Annotated in this window: 27 protein-coding genes, 5 tRNA genes and 1 pseudogene; 9 read left to right on the top strand and 24 right to left on the bottom strand. The window is 36.3% G+C overall.

Annotation, left to right across the window (positions count from 1 at the left end):
- The first annotated feature begins 28 nt into the window (after positions 1–28).
- Positions 29–427: a DUF2500 domain-containing protein gene (locus tag AXY_RS01385; protein ID WP_015008992.1), complete on the top strand. Its 399-nt coding sequence runs from the start codon at positions 29–31 to the stop codon at positions 425–427.
- A 96-nt stretch (positions 428–523) separates the two neighbouring features.
- Here AXY_RS01385 and AXY_RS01380 read toward each other — a convergent pair whose 3' ends face one another.
- The 3 genes from AXY_RS01380 to AXY_RS01370 form a co-directional block, all read right to left on the bottom strand.
- On the bottom strand, positions 524–1,474 hold the full coding sequence (locus AXY_RS01380; RefSeq protein ID WP_015008991.1) for a diacylglycerol/lipid kinase family protein: 951 nt from the start codon (positions 1,472–1,474) through the stop codon (positions 524–526).
- Between the two features lie 57 nt (positions 1,475–1,531).
- Complete coding sequence (locus AXY_RS01375) at positions 1,532–2,338, bottom strand: aminoglycoside N(3)-acetyltransferase (protein WP_015008990.1); 807 nt, start codon at positions 2,336–2,338, stop codon at positions 1,532–1,534.
- Positions 2,339–2,472: 134 nt separating this feature from the next.
- Entirely contained in the window at positions 2,473–2,853 is a 381-nt protein-coding gene (locus AXY_RS01370; RefSeq protein ID WP_015008989.1) for a GIY-YIG nuclease family protein, read from the bottom strand.
- A 149-nt stretch (positions 2,854–3,002) separates the two neighbouring features.
- On the opposite strand from AXY_RS01370, the pseudogene AXY_RS01365 reads away from it, so the two are divergent.
- Positions 3,003–3,733, top strand: a pseudogene (locus AXY_RS01365) (MerR family transcriptional regulator).
- A gap of 121 nt (positions 3,734–3,854) precedes the next feature.
- Here the strand turns inward: AXY_RS01365 and AXY_RS01360 are convergent.
- Positions 3,855–5,453, bottom strand: coding sequence for a hypothetical protein (locus tag AXY_RS01360; RefSeq protein WP_015008986.1), 1,599 nt, complete (start codon positions 5,451–5,453; stop codon positions 3,855–3,857).
- A gap of 209 nt (positions 5,454–5,662) precedes the next feature.
- Here AXY_RS01360 and AXY_RS01355 point away from each other — a divergent pair, with 209 nt between their 5' ends.
- Positions 5,663–6,847 (top strand): amidohydrolase, encoded by a 1,185-nt coding sequence (locus AXY_RS01355; RefSeq protein ID WP_015008985.1) that lies wholly within the window; start codon positions 5,663–5,665, stop codon positions 6,845–6,847.
- Between the two features lie 27 nt (positions 6,848–6,874).
- Here the strand turns inward: AXY_RS01355 and AXY_RS01350 are convergent, their stop codons facing one another.
- Positions 6,875–7,525, bottom strand: coding sequence for a trimeric intracellular cation channel family protein (locus AXY_RS01350; RefSeq protein ID WP_041450067.1), 651 nt, complete (start codon positions 7,523–7,525; stop codon positions 6,875–6,877).
- A gap of 205 nt (positions 7,526–7,730) precedes the next feature.
- On the opposite strand from AXY_RS01350, the gene AXY_RS01345 reads away from it, so the two are divergent.
- Positions 7,731–8,354, top strand: coding sequence for an ECF transporter S component (locus tag AXY_RS01345; RefSeq protein WP_015008983.1), 624 nt, complete (start codon positions 7,731–7,733; stop codon positions 8,352–8,354).
- 104 nt (positions 8,355–8,458) lie between these two features.
- Here AXY_RS01345 and AXY_RS01340 read toward each other — a convergent pair whose 3' ends face one another.
- Positions 8,459–9,331 carry an aminoglycoside 6-adenylyltransferase gene (locus AXY_RS01340; RefSeq protein WP_015008982.1) on the bottom strand — a complete coding sequence of 291 codons (873 nt, stop codon included), beginning with the start codon at positions 9,329–9,331 and terminating at the stop codon, positions 8,459–8,461.
- 237 nt (positions 9,332–9,568) lie between these two features.
- Here AXY_RS01340 and AXY_RS01335 point away from each other — a divergent pair, with 237 nt between their 5' ends.
- On the top strand, positions 9,569–10,060 hold the full coding sequence (locus AXY_RS01335; RefSeq protein WP_015008981.1) for an LURP-one-related/scramblase family protein: 492 nt from the start codon (positions 9,569–9,571) through the stop codon (positions 10,058–10,060).
- A gap of 65 nt (positions 10,061–10,125) precedes the next feature.
- On the opposite strand, the gene chrA is transcribed toward AXY_RS01335, so the two are convergent.
- On the bottom strand, positions 10,126–11,313 hold the full coding sequence (chrA, locus tag AXY_RS01330; RefSeq protein WP_015008980.1) for a chromate efflux transporter: 1,188 nt from the start codon (positions 11,311–11,313) through the stop codon (positions 10,126–10,128).
- A 158-nt stretch (positions 11,314–11,471) separates the two neighbouring features.
- On the opposite strand from chrA, the gene AXY_RS01325 reads away from it, so the two are divergent.
- Positions 11,472–12,011, top strand: coding sequence for a cupin domain-containing protein (locus AXY_RS01325; protein WP_015008979.1), 540 nt, complete (start codon positions 11,472–11,474; stop codon positions 12,009–12,011).
- Positions 12,012–12,075: 64 nt separating this feature from the next.
- Here AXY_RS01325 and glmM read toward each other — a convergent pair whose 3' ends face one another.
- The 8 genes from glmM to AXY_RS01285 form a co-directional block, all read right to left on the bottom strand.
- Positions 12,076–13,422 (bottom strand): phosphoglucosamine mutase, encoded by a 1,347-nt coding sequence (glmM, locus tag AXY_RS01320; RefSeq protein WP_041450065.1) that lies wholly within the window; start codon positions 13,420–13,422, stop codon positions 12,076–12,078.
- 38 nt (positions 13,423–13,460) lie between these two features.
- Positions 13,461–14,705, bottom strand: a complete 1,245-nt coding sequence (locus AXY_RS01315) for a CdaR family protein (protein ID WP_015008977.1) — start codon at positions 14,703–14,705, stop codon at positions 13,461–13,463.
- On the bottom strand, positions 14,702–15,523 hold the full coding sequence (cdaA, locus tag AXY_RS01310; protein ID WP_015008976.1) for a diadenylate cyclase CdaA: 822 nt from the start codon (positions 15,521–15,523) through the stop codon (positions 14,702–14,704). Before cdaA ends, AXY_RS01315 begins: the two co-directional genes overlap by 4 nt.
- Positions 15,524–15,831: 308 nt before the next feature.
- Positions 15,832–15,903 (bottom strand) — tRNA-Gln (locus AXY_RS01305).
- Between the two features lie 62 nt (positions 15,904–15,965).
- A tRNA-Tyr gene (locus AXY_RS01300) sits at positions 15,966–16,051 on the bottom strand.
- A gap of 33 nt (positions 16,052–16,084) precedes the next feature.
- Positions 16,085–16,157 (bottom strand) — tRNA-Thr (locus AXY_RS01295).
- A gap of 8 nt (positions 16,158–16,165) precedes the next feature.
- Positions 16,166–16,241 (bottom strand) — tRNA-Val (locus tag AXY_RS01290).
- Between the two features lie 3 nt (positions 16,242–16,244).
- A tRNA-Glu gene (locus AXY_RS01285) sits at positions 16,245–16,319 on the bottom strand.
- A gap of 501 nt (positions 16,320–16,820) precedes the next feature.
- On the opposite strand from AXY_RS01285, the gene AXY_RS01280 reads away from it, so the two are divergent.
- From AXY_RS01280 to AXY_RS01270, 3 genes are all read left to right on the top strand, one after another.
- Entirely contained in the window at positions 16,821–19,094 is a 2,274-nt protein-coding gene (locus AXY_RS01280) for a hypothetical protein (protein ID WP_015008975.1), read from the top strand.
- A gap of 242 nt (positions 19,095–19,336) precedes the next feature.
- A complete protein-coding gene (locus AXY_RS01275) occupies positions 19,337–20,365 on the top strand; it encodes a glycosyltransferase family 2 protein (protein WP_015008974.1) in 1,029 nt (342 codons plus the stop codon).
- A 24-nt stretch (positions 20,366–20,389) separates the two neighbouring features.
- A complete protein-coding gene (locus AXY_RS01270; protein ID WP_015008973.1) occupies positions 20,390–21,493 on the top strand; it encodes a polysaccharide pyruvyl transferase family protein in 1,104 nt (367 codons plus the stop codon).
- A 47-nt stretch (positions 21,494–21,540) separates the two neighbouring features.
- Here AXY_RS01270 and AXY_RS01265 read toward each other — a convergent pair whose 3' ends face one another.
- The 9 genes from AXY_RS01265 to AXY_RS01220 all read right to left on the bottom strand — a co-directional run bounded on the left by AXY_RS01265 (position 21,541) and on the right by AXY_RS01220 (position 26,986).
- The gene (locus AXY_RS01265; protein ID WP_015008972.1) at positions 21,541–22,632 is read right to left on the bottom strand and encodes a glycosyltransferase; all 1,092 of its coding nucleotides are present in this window, start codon (positions 22,630–22,632) and stop codon (positions 21,541–21,543) included.
- Positions 22,633–22,767: 135 nt separating this feature from the next.
- Positions 22,768–23,238 carry a hypothetical protein gene (locus AXY_RS01260; protein WP_015008971.1) on the bottom strand — a complete coding sequence of 157 codons (471 nt, stop codon included), beginning with the start codon at positions 23,236–23,238 and terminating at the stop codon, positions 22,768–22,770.
- Positions 23,239–23,276: 38 nt separating this feature from the next.
- Positions 23,277–23,660, bottom strand: a complete 384-nt coding sequence (locus tag AXY_RS01255) for a hypothetical protein (RefSeq protein WP_015008970.1) — start codon at positions 23,658–23,660, stop codon at positions 23,277–23,279.
- A gap of 450 nt (positions 23,661–24,110) precedes the next feature.
- Positions 24,111–24,869, bottom strand: a complete 759-nt coding sequence (locus AXY_RS12175; protein WP_015008969.1) for a M23 family metallopeptidase — start codon at positions 24,867–24,869, stop codon at positions 24,111–24,113.
- A 52-nt stretch (positions 24,870–24,921) separates the two neighbouring features.
- Positions 24,922–25,374, bottom strand: a complete 453-nt coding sequence (locus AXY_RS01240) for a phage holin family protein (RefSeq protein ID WP_015008968.1) — start codon at positions 25,372–25,374, stop codon at positions 24,922–24,924.
- A gap of 342 nt (positions 25,375–25,716) precedes the next feature.
- Positions 25,717–25,983 carry a hypothetical protein gene (locus tag AXY_RS01235; protein ID WP_015008967.1) on the bottom strand — a complete coding sequence of 89 codons (267 nt, stop codon included), beginning with the start codon at positions 25,981–25,983 and terminating at the stop codon, positions 25,717–25,719.
- A 74-nt stretch (positions 25,984–26,057) separates the two neighbouring features.
- Positions 26,058–26,204, bottom strand: coding sequence for a hypothetical protein (locus AXY_RS01230; protein ID WP_155835446.1), 147 nt, complete (start codon positions 26,202–26,204; stop codon positions 26,058–26,060).
- A gap of 155 nt (positions 26,205–26,359) precedes the next feature.
- Positions 26,360–26,683 carry a hypothetical protein gene (locus tag AXY_RS01225; protein WP_015008965.1) on the bottom strand — a complete coding sequence of 108 codons (324 nt, stop codon included), beginning with the start codon at positions 26,681–26,683 and terminating at the stop codon, positions 26,360–26,362.
- Between the two features lie 72 nt (positions 26,684–26,755).
- Positions 26,756–26,986 carry a hypothetical protein gene (locus tag AXY_RS01220; protein WP_155835445.1) on the bottom strand — a complete coding sequence of 77 codons (231 nt, stop codon included), beginning with the start codon at positions 26,984–26,986 and terminating at the stop codon, positions 26,756–26,758.
- Positions 26,987–26,988: the final 2 nt, after the last annotated feature.

Genomic DNA, 26,988 nt, shown 5'->3' with positions numbered 1-26,988 from the left:
TGGTTATCACAAAGGCGGCGTGATAAAAATGGGATTTTCACCTCATGATCCATTTCATGATCCAATGTTCGACTTCGTGACTATTCTTATAATCATTATTTCGTTGATAATTTTTGGTTTTTTAATCGTCAGTATATTTCAGGGCATCCAACAAAGAAATCGAGACAATCAATCACCAATATTAGATGTTGGCGCTTTAATCGTAGCCAAAAGAACTGAAGTCCATAGCTACCAGCATCATAATAATAATTCTCACCATGTAGATCATACTTCACGGACAACTTATTACGTTACTTTTGAAGTTCAGAGTAAGGATCGACTTGAATTTGTTGTTTCAGGGGTTGAATTTGGGCAACTTGCTGAAGGAGATACCGGCAAGCTCACCTTTCAAGGCTCTCGTTATTTAGGCTTTGAAAGATATAGCTAATATCACCTTGAAAAATTGACGAATAAGAATAAAAAAGGATGCTGAACTTTGCATCCTTTTTGAACATGACAAAAAATAAATAAGCTATGATTTCGTTTATCCTATTTTTACTTGTTCGATATTAATATTTCGAGTTATCTGTTTCTCAATAGCATGGTTTAGCTGATACTCACTAACTGAGAAACTGATTGTTTGTTTGGCGGGTATTGTTAGTACTTCACCATCAATATGTCCAAAGAGATGTTCTTCAATATAGACATCAATTGAATGCCCCTTAAACTGTGTCACATAATCCGTATATTTCAAATGCTTACCATTAAAAACTTTCCAAAAAATCATAATAAAACGTAATTTCTTTAGTTTATGAATAAGGGTGAATTCTAGCATTCCGTCTTCGGCATTTGAGTGCGGGGAAATTTTCATCCCACCGCCAAAGTATGGCTGATTACTAGCTGCAACGAACCAGACATCCGTATAGATACGCTTATTACCACCAAGATTTGTTTCTAATTGAAATGGCTTAAATCTAAATAGCTCTAGTAATACATAATAGACATATACAAGCTTACCTAATCCAAATAGGTTTAAAAAACGCTTAACCTTTGAGCGTCTTACCCGTTCACATATAAGTGCATCAAAGCCAATACCGCTATTATTAATAAATAATTTTTGCTCATTATAAAAGCTAATTTCCCCAACATCTGCTAATCCAGTTGTCTTTTCTCTCACAAACCGTTCAATATCAGCAGGCGTATTAAAACAATAGAAGTAACGAGAAAAGTCATTTCCTGAGCCACTACTTATAACGCCAACTGTTAAGTTACTATTAGCCGCTCCTTGTACAACTTCATTTACTGTACCATCTCCACCAACTGCAATGACGAGCGAATTAGGATCATTAGCTTTAATTTGTTTTGTTAATTTTGTTGCATGTCTTGGATATTCAGTCAAATAACTTTTATATGGAATTGTAAGTTTTTCTTGAAATTTCTTAAATACCTTTAATCCTTTTCCTGACTTAGGATTAACAATCAAATAGACTTGCATTCTAGTCACCACACTCTCTAAGCAGTAATCAATGATTAGTAATCTATTTAACTTAGATTATTTCGCTCTTTTTTGAATAAAGTATTTTTCTGCACAATCAACCGCTTCTCTAATTGAAAATAATCGTGACTCTGCTAGTCCTATTAATCCTTTCGTCACATCATACTCACGATCGAGAATAGCACCAATCTCTTCAAATTCTCCGACAGCAAATTCAATGTCATTGTATACTCGCCAAACCGGCTGACCATTTTCGATAATCGAAGCTCCTTCTTTAACAATTTCAGCTCCGGGCGCACGATACTCCCCTAAGTGAAATGCAGTGTTTGTAAAGTAGCCTGTTCCGATAAATAGTACTTGAGCATCTAAATCATAAAGTCTCGCTAATGGAGACTGTTCGCCTAGACTAAAATCAATTGAATGATTACTAATAATATAATTGCGATTTTTCCCCCACGCAACAAAAGAAGCTGACGGATGATCACTTCGATCTACATTCGGGTACTTACGAAAGACTTCAGGAATAAGCCCCATCCCTGATGTCGGTGTCTTGTCTTTATCAAAAGCCGGCATTGTTTGGCGGATCTCTTCCCACCAAGATTCAGGAACAGGGGGATTACCCCATTTACTTGGTTCATTCCAATCTCCGCTCTGCGCAGGCATTACTATCGTACCTTCTTCTGTAATAACTTGAATTAACGCCTCTATGACGGCCATTGCTCCCCCATTAACCCATCCTATCGAAGACAGTGATGAATGAACGAGTATTGTCATCCCTTTTTGTAAACCTAATGCTCTAAAATCTCTCACAAGTGTATTTACAGAATTCATTTCTTTTGTTTTTCCAACAATTTCTTTCATCATAATCCCTACTCTTTTATATTAAATATTGCTTATATCATACCATGAAATTAGTTAGTAATGCTGTGCCAATTTAATTGGACTAATAATTTTTAAAAAAAGAGCACTCAATAAATTGAATGCCTAACAGACCTTTACTATTTAACTTCAATATAAAACAAATGGGCCGGGCATTGACAATCAGACGAACCAAAACCTTTGATAGGTATACTCCCTCGATGCGCCGTTTTCAATCGTCGAAAAAGTGCACATTCTCCCTCTTCTTCAGCATAACTTTGGACTGATTCTACACTTAAATATGGTCTCAGATAATCAAGATGCCATCTTTTCTTCTTATCAACTTGCAAATGTCTTTCTACCCTTGCTGTGATATTACGCTTAGCACTACCGACATACACATAGTACCCACTAGAAAAATTAAATTCTCCTAGCTTACCAATCTGAACTTCTTTAATTGTTTGATCTAATCGGAATTTAATCGCATATAGTGTATCTGATTCATCCACAGAATACTCCATAGTTTTAAACACATCCTCTTTAATAAATATCAATATCTAAAGATCAGCTAATATTATTTTATCGATTACAGCAAATTTAGTAAAATTATTAATAACACCATTGACTCTCACCTTACGTTATACTTTATATTATTTAGTGAAGGGAGCGACTGTTGATGAGAGTTAAAGAAGTAGCTGATTTAGTTGGAATAAGTGTGCGCACACTACATCATTATCATGAAATTGGTTTATTAGTTCCTGAAACAATAACTGATTCAGGTTATCGTCTATACTCTGATCATAACCTTGAAATGCTACAACAAATCTTATTTTTAGAGAGTTAGGCTTCCCTTTAAAGAAAATTAAAGAGATCATCGGTAGCCCTTCTTTCGATCAACAAGAGGCATTAGCTATACATTATAAAATGCTTGTAGAGAAACGAGAACGGCTAGATAAGATGATTAATACAGTGAGAAGAACAATTCAACACGTGAAAGGTGAGATCGAAATGACAAATAAAGAAAAATTCTCTGGCTTTGACTTTAGCCAAAATCCATATGAAGAAGAAGCACGTCAAAGATGGGGTGATGAAAAGGTTGATCAAGCAAATAAAGTTGCAAAGGGATTCACTAAAATTGATCAAGAACAATTCAACCAAATTTACCGTGATCTAGCAGCAATTCGTCACCTTGAACCAAATTCGACAGAAGCTCAAGTGAAGATTAAAGAATGGTTTGATTACCTAAACAAATTTGGTGAATATTCACTGGAAGCTTTTAAAAATTTAGGGCAGATGTATGTCGATGATGAACGGTTCACAAATAATATTGATAAGTTTGGTGAAGGTCTAGCTATGTTCATGCGTGATGCTATGACCATTTATGCAGATACAAATAAATAATTTGAACTCTGCATAAATTTAAATTCTAGATTTAATCACAAAAAAACCTGTGTACAGTCGCTTTCTGTCACAGGTTTTTTCGTATTGCTCAACATTTCGATTTGAATCTAAAAAAATATAACTACTGACTTATTTGAATCGAACGGAAAACATTATTTTGATTGACTTCTCCTTCAATAAGTGTCTCTAACTCAACGAACGGTAGTTGATCACTTAATTGAATGGATGCTTTATAGATTGAGCCATCAATCATGAAGTAATACACAGTGTCTCCTGCAACTACTGCTTGAGAGATGTTTTCCACTTGGCCACTAATCCAGGTCAATGCCTCGTCTGTTTCAACCTCTTCAATCTCTGTCAAATCTTCTGGTTTAGATACTGTTCCATTTAATTTAGCAATTAAACCATCTACAGTGTCACTCGTAATTACTTTTTGATAATCTTGTGCATCAACCAGCGCATAGGCACGAACTAAGCCAGAATCATCCTTTAATGATGAAATATAATAAGGTCGATCATTAAGACTGATTAATAATGGGAATGTAGATGTGTAGCGCATTTGTTGTAAGCTACCTTCTGCTGATGCCATTGCAGAAAATTCGTCAGCTGACGTAACAGGGTAAAACTCTGCTTCCTTAGTACGTAAATTAACAAGATAAAAACCGATATTTGACGCATCACTATTAACCGATGTTACTCCGGTATAAAGATAAACATCATCATTCATCGGAATGTAATTATACCCTTCTGTCGTCTGTGTCACGCCCCGCTTCTGAAAGACACTATTCCAAAATCCATTTGTGTACTTACCATAATAATTTAATTGTTCAAGAATTAACTCCGCCGAATAAATGCGATCCATCCATGTTGGAATTTCACCCAAATCATAAGACTGTGTTTCACCGGTAACTGCATCTAACAAAATGACACCACTTGGCTCTTGTTGTGCAAATAAAAATTTATTCTTATAAGTTGTTGCAACATAATACGGATGCCCTTCATCATCTACTTCAAATGATGGTGACCTAAAAATAGTCGTAGGATATTGACGTCGTAAATGACGTTTTACATTTCGAGAAAAGCGTTCTGAATGACTATACTTCATATTTTCAGCTAAATCTTCAAGCGTAACCTCACCTGATACCATATCTACTTTTAAATAGTTTGGAATCCCTTGCTTACGATTGTTAAACCATTGCATAAATCCTGAATATTCTAACGGTGTTACTCGATATGGATGATTATTAATATTAATTTGCGTATACGCATTATCTGGCACGAATTGAGATACCAAGTCACTCATTGAACCAATTCTCCGATCTCCCAATCTCTCTGCAGTATCACGGTCCATCATTGGAATTTGATCTGGATTCATCGCAAAGAAGTCTGTACCAAAGTCTTTCTCCTTAACGTCAATTAAGCCAGCATAATCAGTGGCTCTAAAAACTGGTCCATTAAAAAACTGAATGACAAATGCGATAAGTACGAAAATAATTGGTAATGAGAAAATGCCATACTTTACTCGACTAACCTTTTTCTTCCCTGAAATATCAATATCAAAGATTAATTCAATAAATATCACAGCAAGAAAGAATAAACCAAAGAAAATTCTGAATTGTGGTGATTGAAATGTTAAAGGTGGTAAAAAGATATAATTCAAGATTAACGTCATACCAATTAACAATATATAAGGAATCAACCTATATAAACGTTTATTCACAATAACTACCTCCTATTTGTAACTTTACTCATTCATAACAAACACATTATGACCGGTACCCTTATTTTAACATAGCAAAGCTACTGATTAATACAATTCAACATAATGAAATGACATATTTTAAGAATAGTCCACTGCTCTATGCTAAAATTAGAGACATAAACAAGTCGGACACTCAAGCACCGATTATAAAGGGGACTGATATATTTATGAAGAAACTCATTACTATGCTTGAACAACGTAAAAATGAAATGATCGAAATTCGCAGACACTTACATCAACATCCCGAACTATCATTTAAAGAAAAAAATACAGCTGCTTATATTGAAAACTTTTACCGTGGGAAACCAGTAAAAATTGAAACAAATGTTGGCAATGGCTATGGTATTATCGTTACAATTAATGGCGGAAAACCTGGTAAAACCATTGCACTTCGAGCTGATTTCGATGCACTTCCGATACAGGAAGAAGCAGACGTACCGTTTAAATCTGTAAATGATGGCGTGATGCATGCGTGTGGTCATGATGCACATACGGCTTATTTACTCGTATTAGCCGATTGTTTGATTGAATTAAAGGATGAGCTTGCAGGTACAATTAAAATAATTCACCAACATGCAGAAGAAGCACCTCCTGGTGGTGCAAAGTCAATTGTAGAAGGCGGCTACCTCGATGATGTTGAAGCTATTTTTGGTGTTCATGTTATACCGATAGCGCCTGCTGGAACGATCGGTTATCGTAGTGAATATACGTTTAGTGGGCGTTCCTATTTTAATCTTAAGATTAAAGCAAGAGGTGGACATGGTTCCTCTCCTCATAAAGCAAATGATGCAATTGTTGCTGGAGCACACTTTGTCACAACGGTTCAAACGATTATTAGTCGACGATTAGATCCAATGGAAACGGGCGTTGTCACAATCGGATCTTTTGATGGTAAAGGAACCTTTAATGTAATTAAAGATAGCATTGAAATTGAAGGTGATATCCGCTACTACAACAGTCAGACAGAGAAATTAATTAGCCAAGAGCTCGAGCGCATTGTTAAAGGCATTGAAGTCACCTTTGGCGTCACTTGTGAACTCACATATGAGATTGGGTATCCACCACTATATAATGACCCTGACTTAACTAAGTTTGTTGTAGATACGCTAACACAAATTAACGACAATGATATTAAGAATATTATCGAAGTGCCAAAGATGACACCATCAGAAGACTTTGCTTATTACAGTGAAAAAATTCCTGGTGCTTACTACTTTATCGGATGTACACCAAAAGGAATTGAAAATCCATATTTCAATCATCATCCGAAATTTGATATCGATGAAGACTCATTAATTGTTGCGGCAAAATCCGTTGCCTATATCGTTACAAATTACTTATCTGACAACTAAAATAAATCTGCGAATTAGGACGATCATTTAGCCTATATTCGCAGATTTTTCTGTATAGTTATTAGAAGTGTCGGTTTGGATACTTTGTAGTGAACGGCGTGGTAGACTCCAGTTATAACGATGAGAAATGGAGCGACAAATTAAGATGACTAAAAATAGAAGATAAAACTGATAAGATTCTGTTACCCAGTCCATACCAATTACAAAACCTGCTAACATAGCCCATAATGCATATACATCTTGACGAAAGACCATCGGCTTTTCCTGTGCCAACACATCCCGGATTATTCCACCACCTGCTCCAGTTATAGCAGCAGAAAACATCACTGCAAAAATAGGTAAATCTATTGCTTGTGCATACATAGCACCTTGGACAGCAAATGCCGATAATCCAATTGCATCAAAAATACTCCATCTAGATAAAAAAACTACTGCTTTACTTGGCAATAGAAAAACAAGACTAATTGTAATGATTGCAATAATAAATAGTGAGTTTTGCTGCCAAAGTTGTGTGATTGGAATGCCAATAAACAAATTCCGTACGGCACCACCGCCAAAAGCAGTAATTAATCCTAGAACATATACACCGAGCAAGTCATAATTAACCTTTAAAGCAATCACAGCTCCACTCATTGCAAAAGCAATAGTTCCGATAATATTAAATACTTCCCAAACGATAAGAATCCCTCCTCTTCTCTCTTAATTCAATACTAATTATACTCTAAAAATACATTACTTTGACTGTGAAACAGCAATAAAATTAATTAAAAAATTGGAGTCTTTTAAATTAAAATGATAAAATAACCATACTTTCATTTTTATAAAATATTTAGTTGATTATTTACTTTATTTAACAAATAAAATTCATTGGAGGTAGAGAATCTTGAATATAAAAAGATTTGCCTTAACAGCCATTTTTATTTCAATTATTTTATTATTTGCATTTACGCCCTTTGGTTTTATCAATTTAGTCGTTATCAAAGCAACTATTATTCATATTCCAGTCATCATTGCATCAATCATTTTAGGACCAAGAATAGGGGCTCTTCAAGGATTTATATTTGGTCTAACAAGTATGATTATTAATACATTGTCACCAAGTTTACTGTCTTTTGCATTTTCTCCATTCGTTGATTTAGTCGATGTTGGACCAGCGAGATTTTGGGCATTGTTTATTGCATTCGTACCTAGAATTGTTTTGGGGATACTTCCTTACTATTTATATCAAGCAACTAAAAAACTACTTATCCGCAGTAAGTTACAACAGAAGCCCGCGCTATTCGCAACGGGGTTACTATCAACATTTGCTCACACGTTTTTAGTGATGGGATCAATAGCTTTCTTCTTCCAGGATGCATATGCACAAGCTATTGGTGCTGACGGTGTTGGTGCTGTATTTAAAGCGATTTTATCTGTATTCTTTACAAATGGTTTAGCTGAGTCAATTGTTGCTGCCATAATCGTAACTGCAGTTGTACCCCCATTATTTAAAGTGGTTAACCGATAAGAGTGATCTTTATACACAACCGCAAATATGTACTTCACCCCTAAAATTAGAGTGAATAATCTAGCTTTAGGGGTGTTCTATGTGAAAAAGTATAGTTAAAAATTTTAGCTAAAAGTTGTTGCTGTATGCGGCAGCTTTTTAATTTGACTTAAATATGTTGAAATGTTTTGATCCCAATCTTTCGGATACTGATACTCAAAATGATTCGCAACACATGTAGCCGTATCACGGAAGAGGTCAATCAGATTAAATAATGCCTGCCAAACACTTTCATACGATGCATTCGGGAATGTTGTCAGTAATCTTTCCCAGTTTCCCGCTTCTAAGTAGCGTTCTAAGTATTTCTCTGATTTCCCAATACTAACTGAAAAGTCCGTCTCAATCCCAACCTGCCATTCTAACATTTGATAGAGCATAGGCCGTCCATAACGATTAAGGTGATCAAGTGCATATAGAATCTCCCTTCTCCATAATCCTTTTGCTATATACGTTGTAATCCACCAAAACTCATTACAGCAATCTAGATATTTTTGAGAAGTTGGTTGCTTCACCCAATAATCTTGATCTGTTGGCTCTGGTAGCTCGGGAAATATCTCATCTTTATCTAATAATATTTTCGTCAACTTATCCTCATTAACATATTGATCGGCTTCCTCAACTGGAACTAATGTTAAATCAATTCTGTTTCCATCACTGAATAACATCAAATATGAATACCGAGTTCTTAATTCGGACGGGAATAATGTCATGTCTTCAGGTGTCTGCATAATTAATCGTTCACCAAATACCGCAATCCAATCTGGCTGATTTAAAAATGATTCCATTTCAGTTACGAGATAGACGACATCATAATCTTGAAAGATATCTCGTGGCGCATTCGGATTTGTCCTTGAACCATTTAGTCCAACCGCTCGAACGCGTTGGTCATTCTTTGCAAAGTTTAAAACTAAATCATACATTTCCTTTTCCGTACGCATTTTTACACCTCATTATTCTTTAATTGCGATTTATTTCAATCTATCCACTTGATAACAAGAATTGAAACACATAAACTTATAAGCTACTATTTACTTACCTAAGCTAACGTTATCATAACCTAATATTCAGAGTTTTTGAATAAGAATTGTTATTACCAACAAGAATGATCTTTAATGTTGTATACTATATATTATTAAGTTAACAATGACATTAATATATAGAAAGTGGGTTGAAAAATGAGCCATTTATATGTGAAACAAAAGGTTTTTAGTTTGCGTGAACGTTTTACTGTTAAAGATGAAAATGATCAAGATAAATATTATATTCGCGGAAGCTTATTCTCTATACCAAAAACATTTGAAATTGAAGATACACGTGGTAATCAAGTAGCTTTAATTACGAAAAAAATATTTAGCTTCTTACCTAAGTTTTTCGTTGAAGCTGATGGTCAAGAAATTTTAACAATCGTCAAAGAATTTACCTTCTTCAAAGATCGTTACCGCATTGATAGTTCTGATATTGAGGTCAGAGGAGACTGGTGGGACAAAAATTTCGAAGTCTTTAAACAAGGTAAAAAAATTGCCCACGTTAATGAAAAATGGTTTACTTGGGGAGATACATACGATCTTCATGTCATCGATGAAGCGTATGAACATATCGTACTCGCTATTGTCGTCGCGATTGATTTTGTCAAAGCAAGTGAAAGAGCTGCTGCAAATTCAAACTAATTCATTAGACCAAAAAGGTGTCTGTCATTATGTACAGACACCTTTTTTATATTCCAAAGTATGAATTAAAAGAGAATCAAACCACCAATAATACCTACTATGACGGCTGACCATGAAGGTATCTTTAAAAATACCAACATACTAAAAAGAATCGCAACTAAGGCAAAATCAACATTTGTTTGTACCGCATTTGTCCATATCGGTGTATAAAGGGCAGAAATTAAAATACCAACTACGGATGCATTTACACCAATCAAAGCACCTTTAACTTGAGATTTATTTCTGAGTACCTCCCAAAATGGTAATACCCCAATAATGAGGAGAATTGCAGGCAAATATATCGCTAAAAACGATAGAAATCCACCAATCCACCCATTTATTATCGTCCCAATATAGGCAACAAACGTGAACAGCGGACCAGGAACTGCTTGTGTTGCACCAAATCCCGTTAAAAACTCCTGTTGACTCATCCAACCTGCTGTAACAATTTCCTGTTCGAGAAGTGGAAGGACAACATGTCCACCTCCAAAAACGAGTGAACCAGAACGATAAAAGCTATCAAATAAAGTTAACCAAGATAAATCAAATGTTCGCGATAAGATAGGTAATAAAACTAGTAAACTAAAGAATAATGTCAAGCAAATGTATCCCATACGATGAGAAATGGGAAAATTACTTGATGATAGATTCTTTTCTTGAGTATTGTTTTTAAATAAGAACAAACCAATTATGCCCGCTAGTAAAATAGCAATGATTTGAGCATAGGCTGTTTGCCATAACAATGTGATCAATAAAGCAAATAATGCAATTAGCTTTGTAGATAAAGTTGTTGTCGATTTTTTCGCCATCGATAATACTGCTTTGCTGACTACAGCAACTGCCACAATTTGAAGGCCCCTTATAGCGACTGAATCTTCTAATCCAAACGTTGTTAACAAGCTTGCAAAAATCATTAAAGCAATCACAGAAGGTAGTGAAAAACCTAAGAAGGCAACAATACCACCTACTATACCACCTCGCATAACTCCAATCCCAATACCTGTTTGACTACTTGCCGGTCCAGGTAAGAATTGAGATAACGCGACTAGGTCTAGATAACTTTGTTCATCTAACCATTTTCGTCTCTGCACGTATTCCTCATGAAAATAACCTAGGTGAGCAATTGGTCCACCAAAGGATGTTAAGCCTAGACGTAAAGTAACCACAAATATCTCTATCCATCTTTTAAACTGGTGATCTCGTTTGCTATTCATGAATCAGCCACCTATCTATAAAAAGTTAGTTTAAAAGTAACATACAGTAATCTGATGAGCAATGAATCAGACTTATAATTTACACTTTTTACAAACTCTTAACATTCTCTAGGCAATATGCATACATTAATATGACTAACTTATTGAGGAGATGAAACATGAATAATCACCCATGGTTGTATCCAATTGCTCCATGCTATTATAGTTGTTTACCGATCACACCTTGGAACTTTTATGAACAAGCTAATCAAACTTTATTTTCCGACAATCTAAATCATCCATACCAACCTTCTCAAATGAACGATCACGGTGGTAAACCTTATGTCATCAATATTAATCAAGCTACAAAACAAAACAAGACATTTCGAACAGCTATTTGGACAGGTGAATACCTCCAGGTAACTTTAATGTGTATTAATGTAGGCGATGATATAGGCTTAGAAGTTCACCAGAAACATGATCAGTTTTTAAGAGTTGAAGCTGGTGAGGGATTAGTTCAAATGGGTAACCACAAAAATCAACTGCTATTCCAAAGAAGAGTCGGACCAGGATCAGCAATTATGGTACCAGCAGGCACATGGCATAACATTATTAACACCGGAAACCAACCATTAAAGCTATATTCCATTTATGCACCGCCTGAACATAAATTTGGTACTATACATCGAACAAAACAAGAAGCACTACATTCTCATTAGATCAACAAAAAACTGGAATCAAATCCAACTACGGACTCGATTCCAGTTTAATTATTTTTTTAAACTATTCTAAACCTAACACATCTTCAATTACTTTAACAACCTGATCCACTGATTCATGGCATTGTTCAATTGTTGATGCTTCAACCATTACTCGTACTAGAGATTCAGTACCTGAAGGTCTTACTAATACACGCCCTTGATCTCCCAAATCAGCTTCAACTTTTGCAATCACATCTTGAACACGTTGATCAACAAATACTTGATGCTTATCGACTACTTCAATATTTTTTAAAACTTGAGGGAATTTAACCATCTGAGCTGCTAACTCTGAAATTGTCTTACCTGTTTCCTTCATAATATCTAACAATTGAAGTGCAGTTAGCATACCATCACCAGTAGTTATATAGTCTAGGAATATAATATGACCAGACTGTTCTCCACCAAGGTTATAGCCACCTCTACGCATTTCCTCCACAACGTAACGATCGCCAACATCAGTTTTATCACTCTTCATTCCTCGTTCTTCAAGAGCTTTATAAAAACCTAAGTTACTCATAACGGTTGAAACAACTGTTGAGTGACGTAACAATCCACGATTATTAAGATAATTTGCGCAGATAAAGATAATTTGGTCACCATCAACAATATTCCCTTTTTCATCAACAACGATAAGACGATCACCATCACCATCAAACGCTAATCCAATATCCGCTTCTAGCTCTAATACCTTAGCTTGTAGCTTTTCTGGATGAGTAGATCCCACTCCATCGTTAATATTTAGACCGTTTGGTGAAGCACCGATAGTAGATATATCAGCATCCAAATCAGCAAATAGGTGAGGTGCTAATGAAGACGTCGATCCGTTTGCACAGTCTAAGACAACATGTAAACCAGTAAAGTCATTATCTACAGATTGCTTTAGATAGTGTAGATACTTTTGAGCACCTTCAAAATAATCATTAATTACACCAATCTCAGAACCAATTGGTCGAGGTAATGTATCATCCTTAGCATCAATTAATTCTTCAATTTCTTGTTCTTGTTCATCAGATAATTTAAATCCATCTGGCCCAAAAAACTTAATACCGTTATCCTCTACCGGATTATGTGATGCTGAAATCATAATACCCGCTTCTGCACCCATCGCCTTAGTTAAATAAGCAACACCCGGCGTTGAAATAACTCCTAATCGCATTACTTCTATACCCATAGATAATAATCCTGATATTAATGCACCTTCCAACATATCCCCTGAAATTCTTGTATCCTTACCAATTAACACTTTTGGCTTCTCTGCATCTCTTGTAAGTACATATCCACCTGCTCGGCCCAGCTTAAATGCTAACTCTGGCGTTAATTGATCATTAGCTATACCTCTTACACCATCTGTTCCGAAATATTTAACCATCATGTACCTCTCCTTTGTTTCCAAATTACAGTTCTTTTTTATTGAACTTCGATCGTAACTTCTTCCATCTCCGGTGAAAATTCTAGACCCGTTGGACCACTAATTTTTAATGGCAATTGATATTGCCCATCCCTTAGCCCTCTTAGATCAACAGTTAATTGAAAGTCATTCGAATTAATACCAGTTAAATCTGTTTGATAACCTGCCACAACAATATCTATTTTCCCAGTATCAGGATTTAAGAAGGATGATGTATACTCATCGTCTAAATTTTCAATCCCAATCTCTATATCTTCTATTGTTTCTTCAGTCCACTTTTCAACTTCTATTGTTACCGTTACTGTCTCATGAGAGGTTAGCCTTGCATTTCCTGGTATAGCTAATCCCACTTCAATCGTATTTGACTCAGTAATTTCCGTCAAATTAATTGGGGTAGTCCTAATCATACTTATATTTGATAAGTCATCTTCTGAAGCAAATATTTCTACTTCCTCAATATCAGACTCAATTGAGATGACACGATATCCTTCTGGAACTTCACCGGTTGTATCAACAACTACAGGAACCGTCTTACTCGGACTAGCCAATCGAACCTCTACAGAAACTACTTCCGGTTCAATTCGAGCATTGAGCTGATTACCTTCATGATCATAGACCCTCACAGGGACATCGACAAAGGTCATATCTTCTCCTAGACCTTCTAAGTCTACAAATGCAGTAACGATAGCAATTCGCTCAATAATATTTTGCGAACTTGTAATCTTTACAACATCAGGTATAACAGTAGCACCAACCAATTCAAATCCAGGTTGTAGGCTATCTTGATTGGTAAAATCAACACCTACTTTATATTCATTGGATGCCTTTTCTTCGATTAGCACCTCAACTTCAACAGGATTAATACTAACAGATAATCGATTTGATACACCTTCATACTCAATCGGTACCGTATGCGTTCCTGGCTCCAAACCTTCCAAATCTACAAATACATCGAAGTTGCGCTGGGTAGCTGTTGTTTGAACAACACTCACTGTTCCTTGTAACGTTACGGTTACTGTTTGTGGAACTCCACTAACAACATATTTATCATCATCAATTTGGATACTAACCGGGAAATTTTCTAAGACTTGTGTTTCTTGAGTGCTACTAAATATCGAATCGAAACTCCCAATATCCGCAGTTCTAGTATCTTGATTATCAATCGTAATGACGATAAATGTAATAATCGCTAACAATAATGATATGACACGAATAACCCAAGTTTTATTTAACCACTCATTCATTTTTTCATTCCCCTCCAGTTCCAATTTTTCAACGTAGGAGGTTTACTAAAGCTTTGATTTAAATCATTCCTCAGCATCGTACTCAATTCATCTTGACTAATATCTCTGTGAAGTTCACCATTTCGAGTGTATGATATGTGTCCCGTTTCCTCTGAAACAACAATCGTTAAAGCATCGCTAACTTCACTTATACCCATAGCCGCTCTATGTCTCGTTCCTAATTCTTTAGAAATAAAAGGACTCTCCGAGAGTGGTAAATAACATGCCGCAGCTATAATACGATTATGATGTATAATCACTGCACCATCATGTAAGGGTGTATTAGGTACAAATATATTAGTTAATAATTGATGAGATAATTGACCCTCGATAGGAATTCCTGTTTGAATGTAATCACCCATATTGGTATCTCTTTCAATTGTGATTAGTGCCCCTATCCGGCGTTTTCCCATATAAGTGCATGATGTAACCAATGCCTCAATCACTTGATTTAAAATATCTTCTTCTGATTGCCGGTTTCGACTGAAAAAGCTACCACGACCTATTTGTTCAAGCGCCCTTCTCAACTCAGGTTGGAATAAAATAATCACAGCAACAGGACCCCAGACGATAATTTGCTCTATCATCACTTGAACTGTTTGAAGATTTAATAAGTAACTCACTAAGTATATAAATATAACAACGAATATTCCTTTTAATAATTGAATGGCTTTTGTGCCACGTAATAACATAATTAGTTTATAAAACACATACCAGACAAGGGTAATGTCGACAATAATTCTGAGAATATTAAAGAGATTTAGTCCCTCACCTAGCATGCTACACACGTCCCTCTGTTCATATCATAACCACTCATTTCAATTGATAATCACTCTTTTAATTATAGCATACTCAAAATCAAGTTAATATTCAAAAATTATCAATAACAAGTGAACTTTTGGAAGGTAAATTTCATTATTGTATTAATCCAAGTAGGTTGAGCTTAACGACTTAACCATATTTCCCTCTTTACGAAATATTGAAATTATTATTGCATTCCTATCACTTATAAATACTATATAAACACCATAAAAATAAAAAAGTAACCTTGAAACATGTTGTTATCAAGGTTACTTTCTGTAATTAGCTGGGCTAGCTGGATTCGAACCAACGCATGACGGATCCAAAAACCGTTGCCTTACCGCTTGGCTATAGCCCACCAACAATAAAATAACAGTACATAGTAGCCACTGTTATTAAAAGTAATATATAAAATTAAAATGGTGGAGGGAGTAGGACTCGAACCTACGAACCCGATGGGAGCGGATTTACAGTCCGCCGCGTTTGGCCAACTTCGCTATCCCTCCATAAATGAACAATATATAGATTTATTATAACCATGCCGGCCAGAGGACTTGAACCCCCAACCTACTGATTACAAGTCAGTTGCTCTACCAATTGAGCTAGGCCGGCACGAACAATGGTGGAGGATGCAGGGCTCGAACCTGCGACCCCCTGCTTGTAAGGCAGGTGCTCTCCCAGCTGAGCTAATCCTCCAAATGGTGACCCGTACGGGATTCGAACCCGTGTTACCGCCGTGAAAGGGCGGTGTCTTAACCGCTTGACCAACGGGCCATGACTAAGTTAATTATTATTGTTTTTAACTAAATAAATTATGAACTAAAAATCACGACAAGAAATATATTACTACATAAGATATAAAATTGCAATACTTTTTCCGAAAAAACTTTAAATTATTTTTAACGAAAATTACACTTGCTTTAAACACACTTTCACAGCTTGAAAAAAGGCTATTTGTTAGGCAATCATTTGTTACATATTAACTTTAACAACATAGATTAAATTAGAATGTGTCACCAATACGCACTTAGATTATATCATAAAATCACACTATAGTTTTACTAAATTTCATAATAAAATTCATTTTTCGTCATTATTGTTTAATTGAATTATTCTAATTAGCACTCCCGATATCAATCCTCATTAATCTTAATTACTTCCAATCAAGATTATATTGGGGATTTTACAACATCGCGGATTATTTTACCATATATCTCAGAAATTTATTACGCCTGGTCGCATATTCACACGAATATAAATGAAAGGAGAAATAAAATGTCTCAACCAAACTTACCAAATATTACACCCGATATCTCTATAAATAGAAATGATGTGATTAACCTTTTACTCGCTTCTATAGCAATGGAGGAATTAGGGTTAGCTCATATTATAAATGCAGAAGGAGAAAAAATTCAGTATGCTCTAGGAACTATTCCTGGATTAACTCCTGCCGCAACACTTGAAGATATCTTATCCGTTAATGACAGTGTACAAGATACACTAGCTATGACAATAAAAAAAGAACTATTACTAGATAATAAATTAAACAAGGTAGTTGATTTAGTGCCTAGTGGAGATATTGGGCCGACGGGACCGACAGGACCTACAGGACCGACTGGACCTACAGGACCGACGGGACCTACGGGGCCGACGGGACCTATGGGACCTACAGGACCAACAGGACCTACAGGACCAACAGGGCCAACAGGGCCAACAGGACCGACGGGACCGACGGGGCCAACAGGACCTACAGGACCAACAGGGCCAACAGGACCGACTGGGCCAACAGGACCGACGGGACCTACTGGAGTATTTGATCCAGAGCAAGAATTATTCTTTGTTGAAGGTACAACTGGTGATGTTGCAACAATTCAATTGGGAGATACTTTATCATTCACTTCTTCAACATTGGAGATTGATGTAACAGATGGATCTGCAATAGTGGATATTGAATTAGTTAATGTTCCAACTGGACCGACGGGACCTACGGGACCTACAGGACCTACAGGACCGACGGGACCGACGGGACCTACAGGGCCGACGGGGCCAACAGGACCGACTGGGCCAACAGGACCGACGGGACCGACGGGACCTACAGGACCGACGGGACCTACAGGACCTACAGGACCAACAGGGCCAACAGGACCGACGGGACCTACGGGACCTACAGGACCGACGGGACCTACAGGACCTACAGGACCTACAGGACCGACGGGGCCGACGGGACCTACGGGACCGATGGGACCTACGGGACCTACTGGGCCTACGGGACCGACGGGACCAACAGGACCTACAGGACCGACAGGGCCAACAGGACCTACAGGACCTACAGGACCAACAGGGCCAACAGGACCGACGGGGCCGACAGGGCCAACAGGACCGACTGGACCGACGGGACCTACAGGACCTACAGGACCGACTGGACCTACAGGACCGACGGGACCGACGGGACCGACGGGACCGACGGGACCTACAGGACCGACGGGACCTACAGGACCTACAGGACCTACAGGACCGACGGGGCCTACGGGACCTACAGGACCGACGGGACCTACAGGACCGACGGGACCTACAGGACCTACAGGACCGACGGGACCGACGGGACCTACGGGACCTACAGGACCTACAGGACCTACAGGACCGACGGGACCGACGGGACCTACAGGGCCGACGGGGCCAACAGGACCGACGGGACCTACGGGACCGACGGGACCGACGGGACCTACGGGACCGACGGGACCGACTGGACCTACAGGACCTACAGGACCTACAGGACCGACTGGGCCTACGGGACCGACGGGACCGACGGGACCAACAGGACCTACAGGACCGACAGGACCGACTGGGCCGACTGGACCGACGGGACCGACGGGACCGACGGGACCGACTGGACCTACAGGACCGACGGGACCGACGGGACCAACAGGACCTACAGGACCTACAGGACCAACAGGACCGACTGGGCCGACAGGGCCAACAGGACCGACGGGACCTACGGGGCCAACAGGACCTACAGGACCTACAGGACCGACGGGACCGACGGGACCGACTGGGCCTACGGGACCTGCATTTGCCGAAGAGGGCTTCTCAGCAACAGCAAACGCTGTATCAGTAGGTGCAGGAGCACAAATTGATGATTGGGAAGTATCATCACCGTATTACGGAAGTCCGAACTTTGAGCCAACAACAGGTGTGTATACAGCACCAGTTGCAGGACGTTACTCAATTTCTGCAGTAATCAACTATCAAACTACAGCTGCAATTACAATTGGTATTGGAGGAGCTGATCCTGCTTTTGTAATACGAAATATAACTACAGGAACAGATTTGCTCACTGGGCTATTCCCTGTATTTAACATCGACATAACACCTTTAGACTTACGAGGTATTCTTGGAAATGGTACCGTAACAATCACCGGCGATGTTGAGCTTGATGCTGGAGATGAAGTAGGATTGTTCTACGTCGATGATGGTTTAACTATTGGAATAGACCTTGGTGGAACAAATACACCTATTATTTGGTCAATTCACCAAATTACTGAGCAATAATATATTAAATTAGATTGATTAAAAAACTATAGACAGTCTCACAATTCGAGACTGTCTATAGTTAAACAATACATACTAATCAATTACATATTGCATGATATCTACAATTTTATAGATCTATATATGATTTATTGAATAAAATACCAATCCTCTCATTTTGTTTAATTAAAAATTGAACAAGTATAACACAATGACGTATTTACAGCTAAGTGTAATCACATAAAAAGGGACGTGATTTTAACATGACATCACCTAATCTATCGGTATGTTTAATAGTAAAGGATGAAGAAATATTCCTTGATAATTGTTTAAAAAGTATTTCTAACTTAGCAGATGAGATCATTATTATTGACACTGGTTCGTCAGATCAAACTTTATCAATCTGTGAAAAATATAATGCGAATGTTCATTTTTATAAATGGCATAACGACTTTTCTGCAGCAAGAAATTATGCAATATCAAAAGCTACTGGTGATTGGATTTTATGGATTGATGCTGATGAGGAATTTGAAAAGTCAAAAAGTCTACTAATTAAAGACACAATCTCTAATTCAAGTTCACCAATGATATATTTACCAATCATTAATTATTACGGTGAAAAATTCCCTGTTAATAAAGAGCAAGCATACCTATATCATCAGCCCCGAATTTTCCGTAATCATTTAGGCATTAAATTTAAAAATAAAGTTCATGAGATCCCACTATTGCCTCACCAAGACGACATAGGTTACCCGACTGAATTCGTTGATGCACCAATCTATCACTATGGTTATATAAAAGAAGTATTAAACAAAAAAGATAAATCAGATCGTAACTTTAATATTTTAACAGAGGAAGCTAAAGTACCAGGTCATAGTCCATGGATTGAATATCATTTAGCAAATGAATTGTATCGTAAACAAGATTATCTACTAGCTTTTGCTTATGTAAATGAATCTATTAAAGGGTTCCTCTTACATGGTAAAATCCCCCCTTCAATACTCTATCGATTAAAGTATGCTATCTTACTCGATACCAATAATATTAAAGAGGCATGGCCAGGTATTAATTATGCATTATACCTATATCCAGACTATGTTGATCTGAATTTTATTAAAGGACTCATCCTGTACGATCAACAAGATTATTCATCTGCTTTAGAATGTTTCAACTATTGCTTAGAACTTAGAGAGAACAACCATAAATATCTCATATTAAAAGGAGTGGGAAGTTTTAAAGCCTTACATTATAAAAATTTGTGTCTAGAAAAATTAAGGAATGAAAATGATTAACTATATGATCAAGGAGGTTTTTTAGTGAAAAAGGTATTATATATAGGTTGGATTGGATATAGAAATCTAGGAGACGAATTAATGTTCGACTTATTCAAGGAACATTTATCTACACTTGGAGAGGATTTCTCAGTAGACGGCGTAAACATTGAACACAGGTATTTAAAAAATATTCCGATTGAAAATTATGACCTAATCGTCTTAGGTGGAGGGTCAATACTTGGTGGCAATAACCACTATCTTCATCCATACATTATTGACTACCTTTACAAATGTATTTTATTAAATAAAAAAATTATGATATGGGGTTCAGGAATTGACTGGGGTCCAAAGGCTTTAATTGAGCAACTAGAAAGCACAGGAAATATTCCTTTAGCATTAAATGAAGACCTAAAAGCAAAAATAAAAACTGTCTTTGAAGAGAGCGTATGGACGGGAGTTCGTGGGCCATTAACCTTAGCATTATTAAAAGCACATGGTGTAGATAAATGCCATATTAGTGGTGATCCAGGGTTTCTAATGAATGTTGATCAACTCTCAAAAGAGGACCAGGTCATGATTAATTTAGATTTTACTGATAAACAAGAAAAGATCATCGGTGTGAATTGGGGGACAAGTTTTAATAACATCTATGGAGGAAACGAGGAACAGGTTGAAGATCAACTCGTAGACGCGCTTAAACAATTAATCAATCAAGGCTACCACATCTACCTATATACAGTTTGGAATACCGATTTACCTGCAATTGAACGACTTTATCAGAAATTAAATGATCATAAAAATGTTACTTTTGATAAAACATTATATAACCACAACCAACTATTATCTTTAAATACTAAATTTATTCTGACAATCAATTTCAAACTACATCCTAACTATATTTCTTTAGCAGCTAACACTCCTTTTATTGCATTTGGTTATCGGTTTAAAATATTTGACTTTGCGAAATCTGTTGACCTTGAAGATTTTGTAATCTCCACTGATGAAACTAATATTAGTCAGCAGATCCAATCAAAAGTGTCTAACATAATTTCAGATAAGTCCCAAATTAAAACAAAAATGAATGAACAACTAAATTACTATAGAGATAAAATTAGCGAGCCATTTAAAAATAATCTATATCTATAAACAAGTAAAAGCACAAACCCTTAATCGTTTGTGCTTTTACTATGGCCTTATGATTTATTTGAAAAGTATTCTTCAAAGAATTTCTCGTTATTTAAAATCGCTTGATCATTTGGTCGGTACTTCTTTGCTTTATTATTATACTCAACTGCTAATTCCTTTTGTCCGGTGTGCCAGTAGCAAACACACAACTGCAAATATGGATACCATGTAGAGTAACTCTCTTGCCTAAATCCTTGTATTTCTTCAACATTTGCTTGAATAGCTATCTGATACCAAATTATCGCTTTATTATATAGTTTTCGTTCTTTATATAAATCACCCAAACGGCACGATACCTCAGGTCTAGGGACATCATAAACGATTGATTTTATCAGTGCTTCAATTTCATTCTCTAGGTCCCCTAACTCTCTATAGCAAGCAGCTAAATTTATACATGCGCGAATCTTATCCTCTACCCACCCTTGTTCCATATCAATAAATTTTTGATAAAATTGAATTGCTGCTTCGAATTGACGGTGATCTCTTAATTCATTGGCATAATAGAAGGTATCACGGGGAGTAAATTCTTCTCCTTTTCGTAATCGGTTTTCATAAATTTTTAAATTTCTATCAGATTGTACATTGACATTTTTTTTGTCTTTTTTTCGATGTCGAATTGCTACATCTGATTTGATTACGCGACCACCAAATTCTAAATACTCATGAACAGCACCTTTCCACTTGAAGTTATTACTTCTCTTTACTAGGCGATTTCTTCTGAAGCTAAATTGCGGATTACCATAATCATCAAATGCAATATGGTATAGCATTGATACCGTATCTACACTCTCATTTAGTTCTTCTTTTAATTTTTTGAATTTGTCCTGATCTGCTTTTAACAAGATATCATCTGCATCCATCCAAAATATAAAGTCCTTAGTCGCATGGCTAAAGGCAAAGTTTCTTGCAGCAGAAAAATCATCAATCCATTCAAAGTCAATAACCTTATCTGTAAATTCACGTGCAATTTCTTTTGTCTTATCTGTTGAGCCGGTATCGACAATAATGATTTCATCAACAATTTCTTTCACGCTACTTAAACATTCTCTTAATACTTCTTCTTCATTTTTCACAATCATGCAAAGACTAATTTCATTCATTTACCATTTCACCACCAAGATTAATCATTCGTTCTAGTATATGATTACACTCAGTTATGTGAACGGGTAAATGCTGATCAAATCAGAATAACATCTGTAATTGGCGCTTAAACCTAGATATTTCGGCAAACTCAATTAGTTAGTTAGCAAGTTTGGTGCCAGCCATGGTTTTGAAAGCTTTTTATCCACTATAATCACTTTTACATAATTTTGATAGAAGAATCTAGATATTTCACTAATTAGTCGTTCACATTGCTCCTTATGAATACGACTAATAAATTTATATTTTGCTAAATAATATTCAAATTCAAGTATTAGACTTTCTAACTCTTCAATTGATTCAAAAATTGTAAATAAACTATCACGTTCACAGTAAGAACTAATTAAATAATTCCTTGAAATTAATTGAGTGAGTAGATGATTGGTCAGAGTTAATGACTCAACTAACTGATTTTCTGCATTTTTCTGATAGATTTTATCTACAGGACGAAACGCCATCATTTTTAGATAGGAGATCTGCATTTTGAAGTATAGGCAAAAAAACTGAAGATAGTTCTTATCACTTTCTTCAAACAATTCATCCGCATCTTGTTCGATTATAGGCATTTTAATCAATCTCCTTTTTGTTTCTTTAACCCCTATTACTATAGATCATCGCATGTAAACTTAGCTAAAGGTGAGGAGCAATCACCTTTTGATGGCTTGCAAGGGGGTTTCTTTTTACATTGACCCTTGCACTTGCACTCTTTTCTATCCAATTCAATTGCATCTTCTAATTTAAACTGGAGTAGCATTTGAGATTTTACAATTGTTCTTAGAGTTTTCAATACACTATCATTGATCTGAATAAATTCCATTAAGCATTTTGGCTTTGTCTTTAAGAATAATTGAAGTTTTTCACCTTCTGCATTCAATATATGAGAAAGTCCTATCTCTTCAAGTGCAATTGATGACAATAATAACTCTATTGTTTTACAGCGATCTAGCGTAATTTTAGGATTTATATCAGGAATATTTGGCATTGACATTTTCTTCACCACACATTTATTTATATTAGTTAACACAGTTTGGCCTTATCACCTGAGATGTTACATCATATGTTTGCCTACATATTTAGTTCCAAAATTAGGCTTTCATCTAGTCGTCGCATAGGTGAACATAGTCAATTTTAATTTAAATTTACCCATAAAAAAACGCTCGATCCTTTACAGGATGAGCGTTTTAGAGAGAGCTTCCAGCCGGACTTGAACCGGCGACCCCTTCCTTACCATGGAGAAAAAAGCGACTATCAGTGATTATCGAATTTAATCACAAGTACGCTAAACCTAGCGTAAATCATGACTTGGTTGTCTTATTCATTTTTAAATTAGTATTAAAAAAACTATGTTTTTAACAATTGGTCACTTTAATGTCACTCGAGTGACATTAAAATTTGAAGTAATAAAGAGCTAAGGAATTTATCCCTAGCTCTTTTTAATTTACTTAACCTTAATTTTATCCCCTGGTTGGATAATATATTTCGGACCTTTAACTTGTGGATTTAGCTTTTTAATCTGGTCCAAACTGATACCATGATTTTTAGCTATCACACTCAAATTGTCACCACGTTTGACCGTATAATGCTTTACTGCAGATCCGCTAACATTGAGCTTTTGCCCAGGATGAATTAGATTAGGATTTTTTATGTTATTATCCTTAACTAATTTAGCAACTGTTGTGCCATATTTTTTAGCGATAGCTGATAAAGTGTCGCCTTTTTTGACCGTGTAGGTGGATCCTACGCTTGGTTTTTTAGCAGGATACAAATCCTTTTCTAAAAACTTTTGCGGATCCACTCCATTTGTTTTATTAATATTCCAAAACCCTTTGTGTAACTCGAAATGTAAATGCTGACCTGTTGATTGACCTGTATTACCCATCGTGCCAATCGTCTGACCTTGTTTAACCCTGTCACCGACTTTTACGCTACGTGAGCCTGATCTCATATGCGCATAGACGGTTTCCCACGCGTTGCCATTAATATCATGACGGATAAAAATAACCTCACCGTAAGATGCGCTTAAATAAGATCGACTGACAATACCAGCTGCAGATGCATAGATTGGTCTTGTGCCACTTTCAGCAATATCAATCCCGTGGTGCATACTTCCAGTTTTACCTGTGATCGGATGTCGTCTTGGACCATATGGACTTGTTACTCGTTTAGTATTTGTCGGCCAGATAAATGTTTTACTCATTAATAAACACTCTCCTTGTTTTCTGTAATAAAAAAGACACTCAACGAGTGCCCTATTCAGCTAACTTTCCCTCTTCGTATGATTTCTCTTTAAATATAGAAATTGCTTTCTTTAATACCAATGGGACTGGTACATTCAATTTGCCTAGATTTTCGCTGATACTAATAAATTCGTTTACTAGGTAGAACAAAATGCTTGCGCTTGCAACTGATAGCTCAAAATCACCGATTGCAAAAGCATTTCCCAATTCCTCAGCAATCACATGATCTACAATGCCAGCTACTGCAACAACACCAAAGATAAGCACCTTACGAGCAATCCCATAAAGTCCAATTCGGCTATTTAATTCACCTTTATAACCCGCTGCTAAAATTCCCGTTATATAATCAAATATGGAAAAGCAAATCAAAGCTATCAACAACGCTGACCAACCTCCAAATAAGTAACTTAAAGCTAAGGACAGACCAGCTGTAATAGCTTTAATGTTATTAGATAAGAACTCCATTTCTTATAACCTCCATTTATTTTTTTGCATAAAAAAGACACCCCATATTTTTGGGATGTCTGAATTAAAATTTTTAATAGATACATACTAAACTACATAAGGGGTGATACAAAATGATCAATCATAAAATAAGTCGTTTTCTTGTGATTAGCTCATTACTTTCAAGTTTATTTGGTTTCGTTATTATTTTATTGACTCTATATCATAACTCTACAATTAAACAGAAGTTGAGGGATCTCAACGCAGGATCTATAAAATAAAAAACGCTCTTTTGAGCGTTTGGAAAAACCCCTCAAAAAGAGCAAAATTCCTTCAAAAAAATACATCTCTTCAATGAGATGTCTAATGGATGTTATTATTTACGATTCTTTTTAATTCTTCTTCAGCTTGTGCTCGAGCTTCTTCTAAAGTGTTCGCTTCAGTAATTATAAGGTGGTCATTAGGTGCTAGATGATCATAAACTGATAAATACACTTTATAACTTTCCTCATAAATCAAGATGACAAATGCAAATGGATGATCGTTATAAAACATGATACCAGTGTCATAATCTATTGCACCCACAACAAAGTTAGGACTTGAAATTAATTTTTCAAGTTTAGGCGTCATATAGGATCCCCTCCTGTCTATTACCTAAATTCGACAGGAATATTACTAAATCCTTCAACTCAAGTAAATTGAATTTAATCAAAGAAAAACTGAACCCACACGTATGTTGCTATTAATCCTGATAAGCCTAATAAGAAACTTGAAAAGTGTTTTAAAAATGGTATAACCTTTTCCAATAATCTAGTTAAAATTGCGGTTACACTCATAAATACTGTTATCATTATTATTAGATACAATAACAACAGGGCTATTTCATTAAGTGTGTTTTCTAGAAGTGAATTTTCAAACATATTGACTTCCCTCCTTGTCACTTTATTCGACAAAGAGGGGCAATATTCCTGCGATAGATACCAAAAAACAATACCTCGTTAAAGCATTATATATCATATATTCTTTTACTAAATTCCTTATCTAACATCTCTTCAATCCGCTTCTGTACCTTCGGATTACTAAACTGTTTGGCTAATAAATCTAATTTCAATTTTTCTTCATATAGTCTTCCTTCAGATAGGGATTGTTCCCTTATCTTCTCCAGCTCATTTTCAGCTTGAATCTTAATCGATTCAATTTCAGTTTTATTTTTTTCTCTCACTGCTTTCAGATCTGCTTCTGCCTTTTTCACCGAGCTTTTATACGACCATACTCCTGAAATAATTGGCCCTAAAACCGCAATTAATGCAAGAACAATATCTTTAATCATTATCTAAACCCCTCCTTATTTATTTACTTACTTCGACAAGAAAGGGCAATATTCCTGCATAAAAAATAAGCCTTACTCGGCTTGTAATCTACCCACAACATACTCTTTAATCTTATTTGGCAACTCCCCGTCTACACCCGCTTGAAAGTATTCCGTCAAAGGCATAGTAAAGCTACCATCTACATTTAGCTTTTCATTAGGTACGCTAGATTGATCTGTTCCTCGAAAATTGACTACACGCAGTTGCTGACCATTTTCAGTTATGTTTCGTGAACTTGTTTCTACGAATTCGTATTCTGCCATCA

The sequence above is a fragment of the Amphibacillus xylanus NBRC 15112 genome (assembly GCF_000307165.1).
Lineage (GTDB): Bacteria > Bacillota > Bacilli > Bacillales > Amphibacillaceae > Amphibacillus > Amphibacillus xylanus.
Note: the sequence above shows the minus strand (reverse complement) of the source record. Positions and strands in the feature narration are given on the sequence as shown.

What these genes read in the sequence shown, in the direction of transcription:
- AXY_RS01385 (WP_015008992.1), top strand. Translation starts at nt 29, where the DNA reads ATGGGATTTTCACCTCATGATCCATTTCATGATCCAATGTTCGACTTC.
- AXY_RS01380 (WP_015008991.1), bottom strand. Translation starts at nt 1,474, where the DNA reads ATGCAAGTCTATTTGATTGTTAATCCTAAGTCAGGAAAAGGATTAAAG.
- AXY_RS01375 (WP_015008990.1), bottom strand. Translation starts at nt 2,338, where the DNA reads ATGATGAAAGAAATTGTTGGAAAAACAAAAGAAATGAATTCTGTAAAT.
- AXY_RS01370 (WP_015008989.1), bottom strand. Translation starts at nt 2,853, where the DNA reads ATGGAGTATTCTGTGGATGAATCAGATACACTATATGCGATTAAATTC.
- AXY_RS01355 (WP_015008985.1), top strand. Translation starts at nt 5,663, where the DNA reads ATGAAGAAACTCATTACTATGCTTGAACAACGTAAAAATGAAATGATC.
- AXY_RS01340 (WP_015008982.1), bottom strand. Translation starts at nt 9,331, where the DNA reads ATGCGTACGGAAAAGGAAATGTATGATTTAGTTTTAAACTTTGCAAAG.
- AXY_RS01335 (WP_015008981.1), top strand. Translation starts at nt 9,569, where the DNA reads ATGAGCCATTTATATGTGAAACAAAAGGTTTTTAGTTTGCGTGAACGT.
- chrA (WP_015008980.1), bottom strand. Translation starts at nt 11,313, where the DNA reads ATGAATAGCAAACGAGATCACCAGTTTAAAAGATGGATAGAGATATTT.
- AXY_RS01325 (WP_015008979.1), top strand. Translation starts at nt 11,472, where the DNA reads ATGAATAATCACCCATGGTTGTATCCAATTGCTCCATGCTATTATAGT.
- glmM (WP_041450065.1), bottom strand. Translation starts at nt 13,422, where the DNA reads ATGGTTAAATATTTCGGAACAGATGGTGTAAGAGGTATAGCTAATGAT.
- AXY_RS01315 (WP_015008977.1), bottom strand. Translation starts at nt 14,705, where the DNA reads ATGAATGAGTGGTTAAATAAAACTTGGGTTATTCGTGTCATATCATTA.
- cdaA (WP_015008976.1), bottom strand. Translation starts at nt 15,523, where the DNA reads ATGCTAGGTGAGGGACTAAATCTCTTTAATATTCTCAGAATTATTGTC.
- AXY_RS01280 (WP_015008975.1), top strand. Translation starts at nt 16,821, where the DNA reads ATGTCTCAACCAAACTTACCAAATATTACACCCGATATCTCTATAAAT.
- AXY_RS01275 (WP_015008974.1), top strand. Translation starts at nt 19,337, where the DNA reads ATGACATCACCTAATCTATCGGTATGTTTAATAGTAAAGGATGAAGAA.
- AXY_RS01265 (WP_015008972.1), bottom strand. Translation starts at nt 22,632, where the DNA reads ATGAATGAAATTAGTCTTTGCATGATTGTGAAAAATGAAGAAGAAGTA.
- AXY_RS01260 (WP_015008971.1), bottom strand. Translation starts at nt 23,238, where the DNA reads ATGCCTATAATCGAACAAGATGCGGATGAATTGTTTGAAGAAAGTGAT.
- AXY_RS01255 (WP_015008970.1), bottom strand. Translation starts at nt 23,660, where the DNA reads ATGTCAATGCCAAATATTCCTGATATAAATCCTAAAATTACGCTAGAT.
- AXY_RS12175 (WP_015008969.1), bottom strand. Translation starts at nt 24,869, where the DNA reads ATGAGTAAAACATTTATCTGGCCGACAAATACTAAACGAGTAACAAGT.
- AXY_RS01240 (WP_015008968.1), bottom strand. Translation starts at nt 25,374, where the DNA reads ATGGAGTTCTTATCTAATAACATTAAAGCTATTACAGCTGGTCTGTCC.
- AXY_RS01235 (WP_015008967.1), bottom strand. Translation starts at nt 25,983, where the DNA reads ATGACGCCTAAACTTGAAAAATTAATTTCAAGTCCTAACTTTGTTGTG.
- AXY_RS01230 (WP_155835446.1), bottom strand. Translation starts at nt 26,204, where the DNA reads ATGATAACAGTATTTATGAGTGTAACCGCAATTTTAACTAGATTATTG.
- AXY_RS01225 (WP_015008965.1), bottom strand. Translation starts at nt 26,683, where the DNA reads ATGATTAAAGATATTGTTCTTGCATTAATTGCGGTTTTAGGGCCAATT.
- AXY_RS01220 (WP_155835445.1), bottom strand. Translation starts at nt 26,986, where the DNA reads ATGGCAGAATACGAATTCGTAGAAACAAGTTCACGAAACATAACTGAA.